This window comes from Comamonas sp. CMM02 (assembly GCF_014851485.1).
Lineage (GTDB): Bacteria > Pseudomonadota > Gammaproteobacteria > Burkholderiales > Burkholderiaceae_C > Comamonas > Comamonas avium.
In genome coordinates this window covers 166885-179404 of record NZ_JACUZW010000005.1, presented here as the reverse complement: position 1 = coordinate 179404, position 12520 = coordinate 166885, and the positions used below count along the sequence as shown (strand labels likewise).

At 57.8% G+C, this 12520-nt stretch carries 16 protein-coding genes and 4 tRNA genes; 5 read left to right on the top strand and 15 right to left on the bottom strand.

Annotation, left to right across the window (positions count from 1 at the left end; translation table 11 throughout):
- Window positions 1-67 precede the first annotated feature (67 nt).
- Window positions 68-742 carry an HAD hydrolase-like protein gene (locus tag IB213_RS16165; RefSeq protein WP_192407812.1) on the top strand — a complete coding sequence of 225 codons (675 nt, stop codon included), beginning with the start codon at window positions 68-70 and terminating at the stop codon, window positions 740-742.
- A 174-nt stretch (window positions 743-916) separates the two neighbouring features.
- Here the strand turns inward: IB213_RS16165 and IB213_RS16160 are convergent, their stop codons facing one another.
- The 3 genes from IB213_RS16160 to aat all read right to left on the bottom strand — a co-directional run bounded on the left by IB213_RS16160 (window position 917) and on the right by aat (window position 3292).
- Entirely contained in the window at window positions 917-1711 is a 795-nt protein-coding gene (locus IB213_RS16160; protein ID WP_191721317.1) for an IclR family transcriptional regulator, read from the bottom strand.
- 95 nt (window positions 1712-1806) lie between these two features.
- The gene (locus tag IB213_RS16155) at window positions 1807-2541 is read right to left on the bottom strand and encodes an arginyltransferase (protein ID WP_191721318.1); all 735 of its coding nucleotides are present in this window, start codon (window positions 2539-2541) and stop codon (window positions 1807-1809) included.
- Window positions 2542-2554: 13 nt separating this feature from the next.
- Window positions 2555-3292 carry a leucyl/phenylalanyl-tRNA--protein transferase gene (aat, locus tag IB213_RS16150; protein WP_191721319.1) on the bottom strand — a complete coding sequence of 246 codons (738 nt, stop codon included), beginning with the start codon at window positions 3290-3292 and terminating at the stop codon, window positions 2555-2557.
- A gap of 199 nt (window positions 3293-3491) precedes the next feature.
- Between aat and IB213_RS16145 the strand changes: the two genes are divergently transcribed.
- On the top strand, window positions 3492-3812 hold the full coding sequence (locus IB213_RS16145) for a hypothetical protein (protein ID WP_191721804.1): 321 nt from the start codon (window positions 3492-3494) through the stop codon (window positions 3810-3812).
- 88 nt (window positions 3813-3900) lie between these two features.
- Here IB213_RS16145 and IB213_RS16140 read toward each other — a convergent pair.
- From IB213_RS16140 to IB213_RS16115, 6 genes are all read right to left on the bottom strand, one after another.
- Window positions 3901-3976 (bottom strand) — tRNA-Asn (locus tag IB213_RS16140).
- Between the two features lie 44 nt (window positions 3977-4020).
- Window positions 4021-4096 (bottom strand) — tRNA-Asn (locus IB213_RS16135).
- Between the two features lie 44 nt (window positions 4097-4140).
- Window positions 4141-4216 (bottom strand) — tRNA-Asn (locus IB213_RS16130).
- Between the two features lie 42 nt (window positions 4217-4258).
- Window positions 4259-4334, bottom strand: a tRNA-Asn gene (locus tag IB213_RS16125).
- 73 nt (window positions 4335-4407) lie between these two features.
- On the bottom strand, window positions 4408-4842 hold the full coding sequence (locus IB213_RS16120) for a YbaN family protein (RefSeq protein ID WP_191721320.1): 435 nt from the start codon (window positions 4840-4842) through the stop codon (window positions 4408-4410).
- A 271-nt stretch (window positions 4843-5113) separates the two neighbouring features.
- Window positions 5114-5284 (bottom strand): DUF3149 domain-containing protein, encoded by a 171-nt coding sequence (locus tag IB213_RS16115; RefSeq protein ID WP_191721322.1) that lies wholly within the window; start codon window positions 5282-5284, stop codon window positions 5114-5116.
- A gap of 217 nt (window positions 5285-5501) precedes the next feature.
- Here IB213_RS16115 and IB213_RS16110 point away from each other — a divergent pair, with 217 nt between their 5' ends.
- Window positions 5502-5966: a DUF2721 domain-containing protein gene (locus IB213_RS16110; protein ID WP_191721323.1), complete on the top strand. Its 465-nt coding sequence runs from the start codon at window positions 5502-5504 to the stop codon at window positions 5964-5966.
- Window positions 5967-6008: 42 nt separating this feature from the next.
- Here IB213_RS16110 and IB213_RS16105 read toward each other — a convergent pair whose 3' ends face one another.
- Window positions 6009-6926: an HTH-type transcriptional regulator ArgP gene (locus IB213_RS16105; protein ID WP_192407810.1), complete on the bottom strand. Its 918-nt coding sequence runs from the start codon at window positions 6924-6926 to the stop codon at window positions 6009-6011.
- 70 nt (window positions 6927-6996) lie between these two features.
- On the opposite strand from IB213_RS16105, the gene IB213_RS16100 reads away from it, so the two are divergent.
- Window positions 6997-7641, top strand: coding sequence for a LysE/ArgO family amino acid transporter (locus IB213_RS16100; protein WP_192407809.1), 645 nt, complete (start codon window positions 6997-6999; stop codon window positions 7639-7641).
- A gap of 232 nt (window positions 7642-7873) precedes the next feature.
- Here the strand turns inward: IB213_RS16100 and IB213_RS16095 are convergent, their stop codons facing one another.
- Together IB213_RS16095 and IB213_RS16090 are read right to left on the bottom strand one after the other, a co-directional pair.
- Entirely contained in the window at window positions 7874-8182 is a 309-nt protein-coding gene (locus IB213_RS16095; protein WP_191721326.1) for a hypothetical protein, read from the bottom strand.
- Window positions 8183-8390: 208 nt separating this feature from the next.
- Entirely contained in the window at window positions 8391-9176 is a 786-nt protein-coding gene (locus IB213_RS16090) for a MetQ/NlpA family ABC transporter substrate-binding protein (RefSeq protein ID WP_192407808.1), read from the bottom strand.
- Window positions 9177-9357: 181 nt separating this feature from the next.
- Between IB213_RS16090 and IB213_RS16085 the strand changes: the two genes are divergently transcribed.
- Entirely contained in the window at window positions 9358-9573 is a 216-nt protein-coding gene (locus tag IB213_RS16085; RefSeq protein ID WP_191721328.1) for a DUF3820 family protein, read from the top strand.
- Between the two features lie 74 nt (window positions 9574-9647).
- On the opposite strand, the gene IB213_RS16080 is transcribed toward IB213_RS16085, so the two are convergent.
- From IB213_RS16080 to IB213_RS16070, 3 genes are all read right to left on the bottom strand, one after another.
- Window positions 9648-10115: an ABC transporter substrate-binding protein gene (locus IB213_RS16080; RefSeq protein WP_191721329.1), complete on the bottom strand. Its 468-nt coding sequence runs from the start codon at window positions 10113-10115 to the stop codon at window positions 9648-9650.
- A gap of 470 nt (window positions 10116-10585) precedes the next feature.
- Window positions 10586-11296 carry a phosphoserine phosphatase SerB gene (gene serB, locus IB213_RS16075; protein WP_191721330.1) on the bottom strand — a complete coding sequence of 237 codons (711 nt, stop codon included), beginning with the start codon at window positions 11294-11296 and terminating at the stop codon, window positions 10586-10588.
- An 87-nt stretch (window positions 11297-11383) separates the two neighbouring features.
- Entirely contained in the window at window positions 11384-12361 is a 978-nt protein-coding gene (locus tag IB213_RS16070) for a tripartite tricarboxylate transporter substrate binding protein (RefSeq protein ID WP_225561161.1), read from the bottom strand.
- Window positions 12362-12520: the final 159 nt, after the last annotated feature.

The window sequence follows — 12520 nt, the reverse complement described above, 5'->3', positions numbered from 1 at the left end:
GGCGCTACAAGGCGCAAGGCAGTCACTTGCGCTGACAATGGCGAGCATGGCTTTGATGAACAACACAGTGCAGACAATCGATTGGAATGGCGTGCGCGCCATGGTGTTTGATATGGATGGCACCTTGCTCAATACCGAGCAGGTCATTATTTCGGCGGCCAGCCATACGCTGGAACACCTGGGCTATGCGCCACTGCCGCAGGGCTATCGCATGCCCAATATGTTTGGCACGGCGGCGGATCTGATGGTGGACGTGCTCAAAGAGCGCGGCGTGCCCCTGCCCGCAGGCGGCCACGCGCAAGCTGGTGCTCTGTTTGAGCGCTTTTACGCCGCGCAGCCCGCTGGTGCAGCGCCTCTGTATGACGGCGTGCTGGACTGGCTGCATGCTGCTCAGGCGCAAGGTGTTGCGCTGGGCGTGTGCACCAACAAGCAATATGCGCTGGCCCTCAAGGGGCTGGAGGCTGCGGGTATTTTGGAGCTGTTCAGCGTGGTCACGGGGCGCGACAGCTGTGGCATTGCCAAGCCTGCGCCTGAGCCGCTGCTGCATACCTTGTCGCAGATGCAGGTGTTGCCACAAGAGGCCGTGTTTTTTGGCGATACACACGCAGATGCAGGCTGTGCGCACGCAGCGGGCGTGCGTTTTGCATGGTTTACCTCAGGCTTTGGCACCGACCGCGTGCATGATTTTCCGCAAGCGCTGGCGTTTGCAGACTTTCGGGAGCTGTCGCTGGCGACGGCTTAGCGCGGCGCTGAAAACACACAACCGGCGCAAGGCCGGTTGTTGTCGTTGTCGCTAGCGTTGTCCTAGTACGAGGAGCGCAGGGTTCAAGGCTGCTGCACGCCCTGAAAGAACGACAGGGCTAGATTTCATTCAAGATGCGATGCAAGCGTGCAGCGAGGGCTTGCCGCAGCGCTTTTAGCGCTGGTGGTAAGCGCTGCCGCGAAAACCCAGGGCCTGCGAAATTTCAAACGCGGTGCTTTGCAGCTTGGGCAGCCAGCTTTCGTCCAGGCGATCAGCAGGGGCAGAGATCGACAAGGCTGCAATCAGCTTGGCCTGATCGTCATAAATGCCTGCGGCCATGCAGCGCACACCCAGCTCCAGCTCTTCGTTGTCGTAAGCCACGCCGGTTTCGCGCGCCTTGTTCAGTTCGCGCTCCAGCAGGGGCAGCTGCGTCAAGCTGTTGTGGGTGTTGCCAGCCAGCCCCGTGCGCATGGCATAGGCACGCACACGCTGGGGTTCGTCGGCTGCCAGAAAGAGCTTGCCGTTAGACGTCAGGTGCAGCGGGGCATGGCCGCCAATGGCTCGCACCACCTGCATGCCCGAGCGTTCGCTGTAGGCGCGCTCCACATACACAATCTCATCGCCCTGGCGCACGCTCAAATTCACGGGCTGCTGGATTTGCTTGTGCAGCAATCGCATGCCGGGCAGCGCCGTCTCGCGCACGCTCAGGCGGGCTTTGACCAGGTTGCCCAGCTCCAGCAGGCGCATGCCCAGACGGTAGCTGCCCGATTCTGGGCGGTCGACAAAACGGCCCACGGCCAGATCGTTGAGGATGCGGTGTGCCGTGGAGGGGTGCAGGCCAGTTTTTTCGCTGATTTCTTTCAAGGAAACTGCTTCTTCGCGCGAGGCCAGTACGTCGATCAGGACAAACATGCGCTCCAGCACTTGAACACTGGGTTTGGCGGGCGCGTCGTGATCGTTTTTCTTCATGGGGAATCCAGGGGGCAAAGATGGGCGGATTCTAGCCGCCACTCGTCGCTATCGTGCACATCTTTGGCGTTGGCTGCCGCATCGCGCCTCAAGACTTAGCTTTTGTCGACGCGATGCCACAGACTGTCGCGTAAAACCTCGTACGGATGAAATTGCGCTTTGTAGCGCATCTTTGGGGAATGCTCGATCCAGTAGCCCAGGTAGGCATACGGCAGCCCCATGCTGCGGGCAAAGGCAATCTGCCACAGCACATTGAAGGTGCCATAGCTGGTGCCCGGTTCTGGATCATAAAAAGTGTAGACCGCTGACAGCCCGTCTTCCAGACAGTCAATGATGGAGACCATGCGCAATGCGTTGTCAGCCTCAGGGTCACGGAACTCCACCAAGCGCGTTTCCACGCGGCTTTGCAGCAGAAACTGGGTGTATTGCTCGACGTTGTCCTGGTCCATGCCGCCGCCACTGTGGCGTGCATGCTGGTAGCGCTGGTACAGGTCGTAGTGCTCTTGTGAAAAATGCAGTCGCTGCACATTGACGTCCAGCAGCGCATGCTGTTTGGCAGCGCGGCGCTGGCTGCGGGTAGGACGGTATTCGTTGACCAGTACGCGCAAAGGCTGGCAAGCCTTGCAGTGGCTGCAATAAGGCCGGTAGGTGAACAAGCCGCTGCGGCGAAAGCCCTGGGTGACAAGCGCCGAATACACCTCGCTTTGGATCACATGACTGGGTGCTGCAACTTGGGAGCGAGCCTCCTGCTCAGGCAGATAGCTGCATGGGTAGGGGGCAGTGGCATAGAACTGCAAGTTGTAGTGCGGCAGGTCATTGAGCTGTGTCATGCAGTGAAAGCCTTCAACAAAGCGAATCCCAGTATACGGGGCGGAATGTCCAATCCATGGCGGGCTGCTGCTGCTGAATGGCCGCCTCAGCCAGAAAATCGGTGCGCGCCTGTTCATGCGCACCCAAGGATGCCAGGTGCGGCGTTGCCTGCTGGCAATCGATTTGTGTGGCACCGTGGTGGCGGCACAGTGCCACCAGAGCCGCCAGCGCTACCTTGGAGGCATCGGTGGCGTGGGCAAACATCGATTCACCATACACCGCCTGACCCAGCGCCACGCAGTACAGGCCGCCCACCAGCTTGTCGTTGACCCATGTCTCAACGCTGTGTGCCAGACCTTGCTGGTGCAGATCGCAGTACGCATCCATGATGCTGGGCACAATCCACGTGCCATTTTGGCCATTGCGCGGCACATGGGCGCAATGCTCTATGACCTGGCGAAATTGGGTGTCAATCCGCACTTCGTAGCCGGGCATGCGAATGAACTTGCGCACTGTTTTGCGCAGCGATGGGTGCAGGCGAAAGTCGGCTGTTTTGAGCACCATGCGCGGATCGGGTGACCACCACAGATTGGGCTGCCCCGGGCTGAACCATGGAAAGATGCCGTTGCGGTAGGCCGTTTGCAGCCGGGCTGCATCTAAAGAGCCGCCTGCTGCCAGCAAGCCAGGCAGGGGACTGTCTTCACCCCAAGCCAGATTAACCGGGGGGAAATCATCATCAGCTTCTAGCCAGATTAAGGTTGGCTCTTGCATTGTTGCTATCAAAACTATGAATGTTGACGTGCTTGCACGGTGTCATCGCCTTGTTGGGATGCATGACAGGGTTGCTCCTACATCTATCGTTGTCCTATGGGGACATGCGACGCGATGACGGCAGACTATGGTTGCACCAGTGTCTTCGAAGGCATTATCAGATGTGGCTTCGACAGATGCGGACGAAGGAGGCTGAACCATGTTTTCACTGAGTCTTTTTGGCGCAGAACCCCGCTATATCCGCCGGGCGCGGGCCTACTTGCAAGAAGCACGCATGGCGGTGCTGGAACATACCATTGCTGCCGAGCACTACCAGGCATCTGCAGAGATGTATGCAGAACGCGCGCGCCGTCTGGAAGATGAAATTGCACATTGGGAGGCGCGAAAGAGCGGACCTGTGGTGGTGGACCCTGTGCAAGAAATTGCGACCAAGTTTGCGGTGCCCAACCGGCTTGAGTCGACCCCGCAGCCCGTGCTGGGCGCAGCGCCCGCTTCTGTGGGAATTGTGCGGGCCGCTTGAATGCGAGGTGCGCCTGGTTCAGCTTGAGCAGGCATAAAAATGCTGGCAATAAAAAAGCCAAGCATCTTTGAATGCTTGGCTTTTTATTTGGCTCCCCGACCTGGGCTCGAACCAGGGACCTGCGGATTAACAGTCCGTCGCTCTACCAACTGAGCTATCAGGGAATACACTTTGGTGGTGCCTTGATCAATTGCAAGGCGTCAATATTTGGCTCCCCGACCTGGGCTCGAACCAGGGACCTGCGGATTAACAGTCCGTCGCTCTACCAACTGAGCTATCAGGGAATACACTTTGGTGGTGCCTTGATGAATTGCAAGGCGTCAATATTTGGCTCCCCGACCTGGGCTCGAACCAGGGACCTGCGGATTAACAGTCCGTCGCTCTACCAACTGAGCTATCAGGGAATATGTTGGCAAGTTTTGCGTGAGCAAAACTAAAAATCTTGTTGGCTCCCCGACCTGGGCTCGAACCAGGGACCTGCGGATTAACAGTCCGTCGCTCTACCAACTGAGCTATCAGGGAACAAGACCTAGATTATATACATGGATTTTTCACTGATTTGGAAGTTGCAGCGAAAAAGTGGAGCAATCCAAGCTTATGCAGGCTCAGGGCGCAGCCACAACCAGACCAGAACGATGGCCATGCAGGTGCAGGCCAGTATGCGTGCCCACAGTGGGGTGGGTGTCAGCCACAGGATGACGGCACACACGGCCATCATGGCCGCAGCGCTGCGTTTGGCGCGGCGGCTGACAAATCCGCCTGCCTGCCAGTTCTGCAGCATGGGGCCAAACAATGGGTGGTTCCACAGCCATGCATGCATGCGCGGGGAACTGCGCATGGCGGCCCAGCCTGCAATCAAGATAAAGACGGTGGTGGGCAGGCCCGGAATGAATACGCCCAGGATGCCCAGACCCAGTGACGTGACGGCCAAAGCACGCAGCAGCCAGCGTGTGTACCAGCGGCGCACCAAAGCAGGCGCGGGTGTGGTGGCTAACGCAGAAGGCTCTTCAGACTTGGCAGGCAAGGACATGGTGCAATTGTGCCTGTGCGTTATGCCATGTGGGGAAAGTGTGGATCAGATGCGCTTTGAAAACAAGAGCTGACTGCGCTTGTCATGCCTGGTTTTTAAATGCTTTTGATTGTGCAATCTTTGTCAGGCAAGCGCTATCAGCTATCAATGTTGCCATTGCCATTGCCATTGCCATTGCCATTGCTGTTGCTAAGGTGGCGGCTGTGGGGCCGCGCAATGACAAAGGCCTGCAAAAGCAGGCCTGAGCGTCAATTTGCTTGGTGACAAAGCTTTAGGTTTTGGCTGATGGTGCAGCTGTTTTCTTGGCGTGCTCTTTGCTGCTTTTACCAATTTTTCCCATGAAGAGTACGGTGAAGTAAATCCACATGGCGATGAGAATCAGAATAACGATCAAGCTCATCAAACCGTAATCGGTTGAGATTAAATCGGTGAGCATCTTCATGGCAAGCGTCCTCTGCAATCAGTCATGGGTTGATAGGGATGCACTCACTATCGCGTGAGGCGCCAGACTGGCGTTTGCGGCACATCAAAGGCATGGGCTGCGCCATTTGCGTTAAAGCAAGTGTCTCAATGGTTGGCGGGGCCGGTTTTTTGCATACCATGCAAAGAGCTGCCGATAGGCGGTGGAAATTTTCAGTTTTTTACGGACAAGACGACACATGATCGATCCTTCCAACGTGACGCACAGCGTGCAACTGGCCGTTGCGCCGGTTTTCTTTTTGACGGCGGTGGCCGGCATGATCAGTGCAGTGGCCGGGCGCCTGGCGCGCATCATTGACCGTGCGCGGGTCATGGAAGAGCGCGTGCGTGCCAGCACCGATGAAGACTTTATTGACCGGGGGCTGCGTGAGCTGAATTACTTGCGCACGCGGGGGCGCATTGCCAATTGGTCGATCGGGTTGCTCACGCTGTGTGGCTTCCTGATCGGCCTGACGATTGTTTTTTTGTTCGTGGGTGAAGCATGGAGCGTGCGCGGCTACCAGATTGCCGTTTTTTCTTTTTTGGCGGGAGTGGGGTCGTTCATTGCAGCGCTGGCCTGCTTTATGTGGGAGACCGTGCTGGCGACAGATTTGCTGAACTTCAATGTGCTGGAGACGGGGCGGAAGATGGGACACGAGCGCTGAGTGAACAGGTCCGCCACTTTTCGCTCTCGTGGCCTGACAGCCTTACTGTCTGTGGTCGATGGGGTCTAGCCAGTCCTGGGCCGCGTTAATCACGCACTGGGTCAGCCGCTCCAAACCGGCTTGAGCGTTACGCGCATGCGCCCAGTACAGAGGCACTGAAATGCCGCTGTCAGGCACCAGCTCTACCAGAGAGCCGTCTTGCAGGTGCTCTTTGATCAATACAGTTGGGTGCATGCCCCAGGCCATGCCGGCCAGGCTGGCGCGTACAAAGGCGTGGGCAGAGGGCACCCAGTGGCGTGGTGGTGCATGGCGTGCAGTGACACCATGCTGCAGCAGCCATTTGTCTTGCATGGCGTCTTTGCGGCCATAGGTCAGCAGCGGTGCTTGGGACAGGTTTTGGGGGTTGATGCCAGCGTCACCAAAAAAGCGTGCAATAAATTCAGGGCTGGCGGCTGCTACGTAGTGCATGTTGGCCAAAGGCCAGATATTGCAGCCCGTGATGTGGCTGGACGAGGCGGTCACGGCTGCGATCACTTCGCCTTCTTTGATGCGCTTGGCAGTGTGGTCCTGGTCATCAATGCTGATGTCCAGCAACTCATTGCCCCCTTGTGTGAAGGCGGCCATGGCATCGACAAACCAGCTGTTGAGTGAGTCTGCGTTGACGGCCAGCTTGAGCGTAGGGCGCTGCACTTGGCCTTCTGGCACCAGCTCGGGGTTGTTGCGGCGCAGCTCATTTTCTAGCAACGCCACTTGCTCGACGTGCAGACACAAACGTCGCCCGGCCTCAGTGCCAGTGCAGGGCGAGCCCCGCATCACCAGCACTTGGCCCACGCGCTCTTCCAGCAATTTGATGCGCTGAGAAATAGCCGAGGGAGTGACGTGCAGCTTGCGCGCAGCGCGATCAAAGCTGCCTTCGCGCAGCACCGCGGCCAAAGCTTCCAGTCCAGCGTAGTCGAGCATGTAGTAAAACTTAATTCGATTGAGAATGTTTAATTTTACTTATGTTGCAAGTGCTTTGAGAATTCAGGGCATGTGGACTGAAAACATTACTGCTTCGTGGCTGGCTGGTTTTACCGTTTGCCTGTCGCTCATTATCTCGATTGGTGCGCAAAACCTGTATGTTTTGCGGCAGGCCGTGCGCGGGCAGCATGTGCGAGCCTGTGTGGCATGGTGCGTTACCTCCGATGCCATCTTGATCGGACTGGGCGTGGCAGGCATGGCGCAATTGCTCAGCAGTCAGCCCAGCCTGGCGCTGTGGCTGGGCTGGGGTGGTGTGCTGTTTTTGGTGGGTTACGGCGCGTTTGCTTTGTGGCGCATGGCCATGGCCTCTGATGCCAGCGCAGTGGTGGACAGCACTCAGGTGGCACCACGTGGACTGCTGGGCGTGCTGACCACGCTGGCGGTGATTACCTTGCTCAACCCCCATGTCTATCTGGATACCGTGGTGCTGGTGGGCTCCATTGGTGCGCGCCAAGAGGGCAATCTGAAATGGATTTTTGTGCTGGGCGCTGCATGTGCCAGTCTGGTGTGGTTTGGCCTGCTGAGCTTTGCCGCGCAGCGTATGCGTGCTGTGTTCGCAAGGCCTGTGGCGTGGCGTGTGCTGGACGGTGTGACGGGCGTGATGATGCTGGTGCTTGCATGGTGGGTGTGGCAAGGGCTGCCGGCTGCGTCTTAAACGCCTCTCACAAGTGCTCAATCACACCCCCCCTTGTTTGCGTCGCAGTTTTGTGTTTTCGCACGAGCCGTCTCGTAGCGCCTGTGGCTGAGTGCCTCGCTTGCGCCGCAAATTTTTGGCTTTTTTTGAGGGGTGCTTGCCACCCTGATTAAGTAAGGTGCAAGAGCGTTGAGCCCAGTAAAAAGCCCGTGGTGATTGCCACGGGCTTTTTGTTTGGGTGCGCTGGCTGCGCTTAATCCAGGCGGGCCAGTACTTCCAGCAATTTCCACTGGTTGGCCAAAATCTGGTAGTGACCGGTTTCCCCTGTCTTATGGCTCACCGCTTCGATGTAGACCACATTGCCATGCTCGCGGGCACGGGTCATCAGTGGCTTGATCTTGTCGTAGTTGTAGCGTTCGGCCAAGTCGCCACGAAAATTCAAAATGCGTTCGCTGCCAGATGCCCGGTGGGCGTCATAAAGCTCCAGAGTGCGGGCCAAGGTCACTTCGCTCAGACCTGCGGTGATCGCTTTGTCCATGGAGGGTGATGCGTTATCGCTCATAAAGAAGATCCGGTATGGGAGGGGAAACAACAGGTATGTCGCTTTGTAACGGCCTGCATCATGCCAGCGGCGTCAATCGATGCCTCTGCAGGTTGTTAGTGTTTTGCTCAGGCTTGCTCTTGCCAATCATGGCAAACCATGCTGTTGCGCAAAAAAAAACGCTGCCAAAGCAGCGTTTTTTCAGATTCATGTCTGGGGTTACTGGTTCTTAGAACGCAGGAACGACAGCGCCCTTGTACTTTTCTTCGATGAACTTCTTGGTTTCTGCCGAGTGCAAAGCCTTGGTCAGCTTGGCGATGTCTGCACCGTCCGCGCGGTCCTTGCGGGCCACCACAATGTTGGTGTACGGCGAGTCAGCGTTTTCAATGAACAGCGCATCCTTGGTGGGGTTGAGCTTGGCTTCAATGGCGTAGTTGGTGTTGATCAGTGCCAGATCCACGTCGTCCAGTGCACGGGGCAGCAAAGGCGCTTCCAGTTCCTTGAACTTCAGCTTCTTGGGGTTCTTCACCACGTCCAAGGCCGTTGCGGTCAGGTTCTTAGGGTCTTTGAGTTCGATCAGACCTTGCTTGGCCAGCAGCAGCAATGCGCGGCCACCGTTGGAGGGGTCGTTCGGAATGGCTACAGTCGCGCCACTCTTGAGATCGGCAATGTTCTTGATCTTTTTGGAGTAGGCACCAAAAGGCTCAACGTGTACCTTGCCGTTGGGCACTTGCACCAGGCTGCTCTTGCGGTCTTTGTTGTAGCTGTCCAGATAGGGCTGGTGCTGGAAGAAGTTGGCATCCAGCTGCTTGTCTTCCACGGCAGCGTTGGGCTGCACGTAGTCGCTGAATTCGCGCACTTGCAGCTCAATGCCGTCAGCCTTGAGCTGGGGCTTGATGAAGTTCAGAATTTCAGCGTGGGGCACGGCTGTGGCGGCAACCTTGAGCACGTCGGCAGCGTGGGCGGAAATAGCCAAAGTGGCAATGGCCACGGCAGTCAGAGTCTTCTTCAACATGGTGGATTCAGTTCCTGTGACAGAGAAAATGGTTGCTTGCATCAAGCCTTGTCAGCGCGATGGCGCCTGTATCAAGGTGTAGGGCGAGTGTAGCCTTGGGGCTGCGTTTTGTGTGTAAAAAATGAAGATTTGGTTATAAGGAAAGTGGTTTTTATGCAAAATTTGGACATTCAGGCCCGCCGTGCAAGCTGAAGACCTGGAAAAACTGGTCACTACCCGCATGCCTTTTGGTAAGCACAAAGACCAATTGATCTGCGATTTGCCCGGTAACTACCTGGCGTGGTTTGCCCGTGAGGGCTTTCCGCCGGGGCATATTGGCCAGTTGCTGGCACTCATGCATGAGCTGGACCACAACGGCCTGTCTGACTTGCTGCGGCCACTGCGTCAGCGCCGCTAGCGTGCCAAGCAAAACGCCCTGCGGTGTAAACCGGCAGGGCGTTTTTGGATGCCATGCGCACTAGGCGCCATCAATTACTTGATGGCAGCGCGGGCAGCTTCAGCCTTGGCCTTGGCGGCGTCCAGCTTTTGTTGCAGCTCGGTGGCTTCGGCTTCAGCGGCCTTGGCATCGGCTTCAGCCTTGGCCTTGGCTTCTGCGTCCTTGGAGGCGCCATCACCATTGAAAGCGCCAGCAATGGCGCTGCCAGCCACGGTACCAACCACTGCACCTGCAGCAGTAGCGGCCATGGTGCCCATCAGGCCAGAGCCTGCAGGACGTGCTGTTGCCACAGGAGCGGCTGGTGCTGCGGCAGCAGCAGGTGCAGCTGGCGCGGCAGCGGCTGGTGCAGCCGGTGTGGCGGGCTTGGCCGGGGCCTTGTTGATGGCGGCAGGACGCACCGACTTGCCACCGCCCATGCGTTTGGCGTGGGCCAGCGTAGGCGCAGCCAAGGCGGCAATGGTTACGGCGATCACAGAAGCGGTGGTGCGAAAAGATGTCTTCACTGAGGATCCTGAAAAAAGGGTGTCAATCAACGTGGTCAAAACATGACCACAGCGCACACTGGCGCTGCTGTTAACTACATGGGGCTGAGGGTGGATATTGCAAGCTGGGCAGCCTGTTTGCAGGCGCTGGCTGGCTTGCCGTGCCGGTCACACACGTTGGTATATTGCGTTGTAGGTGTGAGGCGACCATTCTAAGTAATGCACAGACCTGTGCAGATGAAATGACCTTGCCAAGTGATGCCGCGCTGTGCAGATGTGGTGGCTTGTACGGGTTGTGCAGCGCACACCCATGGCCCCGGCAGGCATGGCTGGCAATGCGGGCCTGAGCTTGCAGACTGGCCTTGAAGCGGCTGCACTGAAAATAAAAAAAGAGCTACAAGCGCTTATGTACAAACACTTTCAGATAGTTTTATATCTGAAAGTGTTGCGGTGACTGCGCTAGCAGCTCTTTTTTTGAAAGCGTGGCTGGCTTACTTCAAAATTTCCAGCAAACGATCCAGGCCGCCTTCGTTGATGCACACATTGGCTTCGCCACGCACGCGGGGCTTGGCGTGGAAGGCCACAGACAGGCCCGCTGCCTGCATCATGGGAATGTCGTTGCTGCCGTCACCCACCGCAATGCATTGCGCCGGGGTAATACCCAGCAGGCTGGCCACTTCCAGCAGCGTGCGGCGTTTTTCGGCGCCGTCACAAATGTCGCCCCAGGCTTGCTCGATCAGGCCACCGGTCAAAGTGCCATTTTTTATTTCCAGCACATTGGCACGCACAAAGTCGATGCCCAGCAGGCCACGCACGTGCTCGGCAAAGAAGGTAAAGCCGCCAGAGACCAGCAGCACCTTCAGTCCTGCAGCCTTGGCGGCCTTGACCAGCGTTTCTGCACCGGGGGACAGCTTCAGGCGCTCGGCAATTACGCGCTGCATGTCGGCTTCGGTCACGCCCACCAATTTGTCGACGCGCTGGCGCAGGCTGTCCTTGAAGTCGGTGATTTCGCCGCGCATGGTCGCTTCGGTAATCGCCGCCACTTCGGCTTTCTTGCCGGTAGCGTCGGCAATTTCATCGATGCACTCGATGGTGATCAGTGTGGAGTCCATGTCAAAAGCAATCAGCTGGTAGTCGCTGAGCTTTTGCGGCACGGTGATGTTCTGAATGGTCAGACCGGGGGCGATTTCGGTAGCAGGCATGGACTCGGGGAGGCTGGAGGTTGCAGATCAGCCCCGTAACCGCCGACGGCGAGGGGGCTGACCTGCATTATCGCGGTTTGGCAGCGCTTATTGCGACTGTAAACCTGCGGCCTTCACCAATTGGGCGTGCAGCTTGATGTCGCTGGCAATGTTGGCCTTGAGTTCATCGGGCGTGGAAGGGGCGGGCTCCATCCCGTTGCTGGCCAGCTTGTCTTTGACTTCGCTTTGCAGCACGGCGCGCACTGCCTGGTTGAGCTTTTGCACAATCTCGGGCGGCGTATTGGCCGGTGCCAGCAGACCAACCCAGGCGGACAGGTTCAGGTCGGCAAAGCCGCTTTCCACCATGGTAGGTGTGTTGGGCAAGAGGGCGGAGCGCTGGGGGCTCATCAAGCCCAGCGCGTGCAGCTTGCCCGACTGAATGTGGGGCAATGCCTCGGGCAGCACGGCAAACAGCATGTCGACGTTGCCGGCCAGCGTGTCGTTGATGGCGGGCGCGCCGCCTTTGTAGGGCACATGCAGCATCTGCGCATGGGTGCGCGTTTCAAACATGAGGGCACCCAAGTGCTGGGGGCTGCCGTCGCCCGAGGAGGCGTAGGTCAGCTTGCCGGGCTCTGCCTTGGCCTGACTGATCACGGCGGCCACGCTGGGAAATTTGGTCTTGTCTTTCACCACCAACACCATGGGCTGGTTGACCAGCTTGGAGATGGGTTGAAAGTCGCCCTGCGGGTCATAGGGCAGGGTTTTGAAAATGCTTTTGTTGGTGGTCAAAAACGAGGCAGGTGAGACCGTGAGCATGTAGCCATCGGGGGCAGAGCGTGCCACCTGAGGCATGCCAATCTGGCCCGAGGCCCCCGCCTTGTTGTCCACCACAAACGACTGGCCCAGCTGTTCGCCCAGCTTTTGGCTGACGACACGGGCAATCATGTCTGCACTGCCGCCAGCGGGCAGGGCCACCATCACTTTGACGGGTTTGTTGGGGTAGGCGGTTTGAGCGGTAGCGCTGCTGCACAGTATCAGTGCAAGCCATGCACCAGCGATTGGCGCAACGAGGGGTCGAACGGACATGAAATTTTCCCTTGCAGAGCTTGTGCCTGCCAACATGGCAGGAGACGACACAGTGTCAGGGTCAGAGCAATTTCAGTGCCTGCCGTTAGAGCGGCTATGTTCCAGGCTCGCATGTACCGCTGGTCAGCTATGGGCCATTCGCTGCTTGTGATTGTTGAG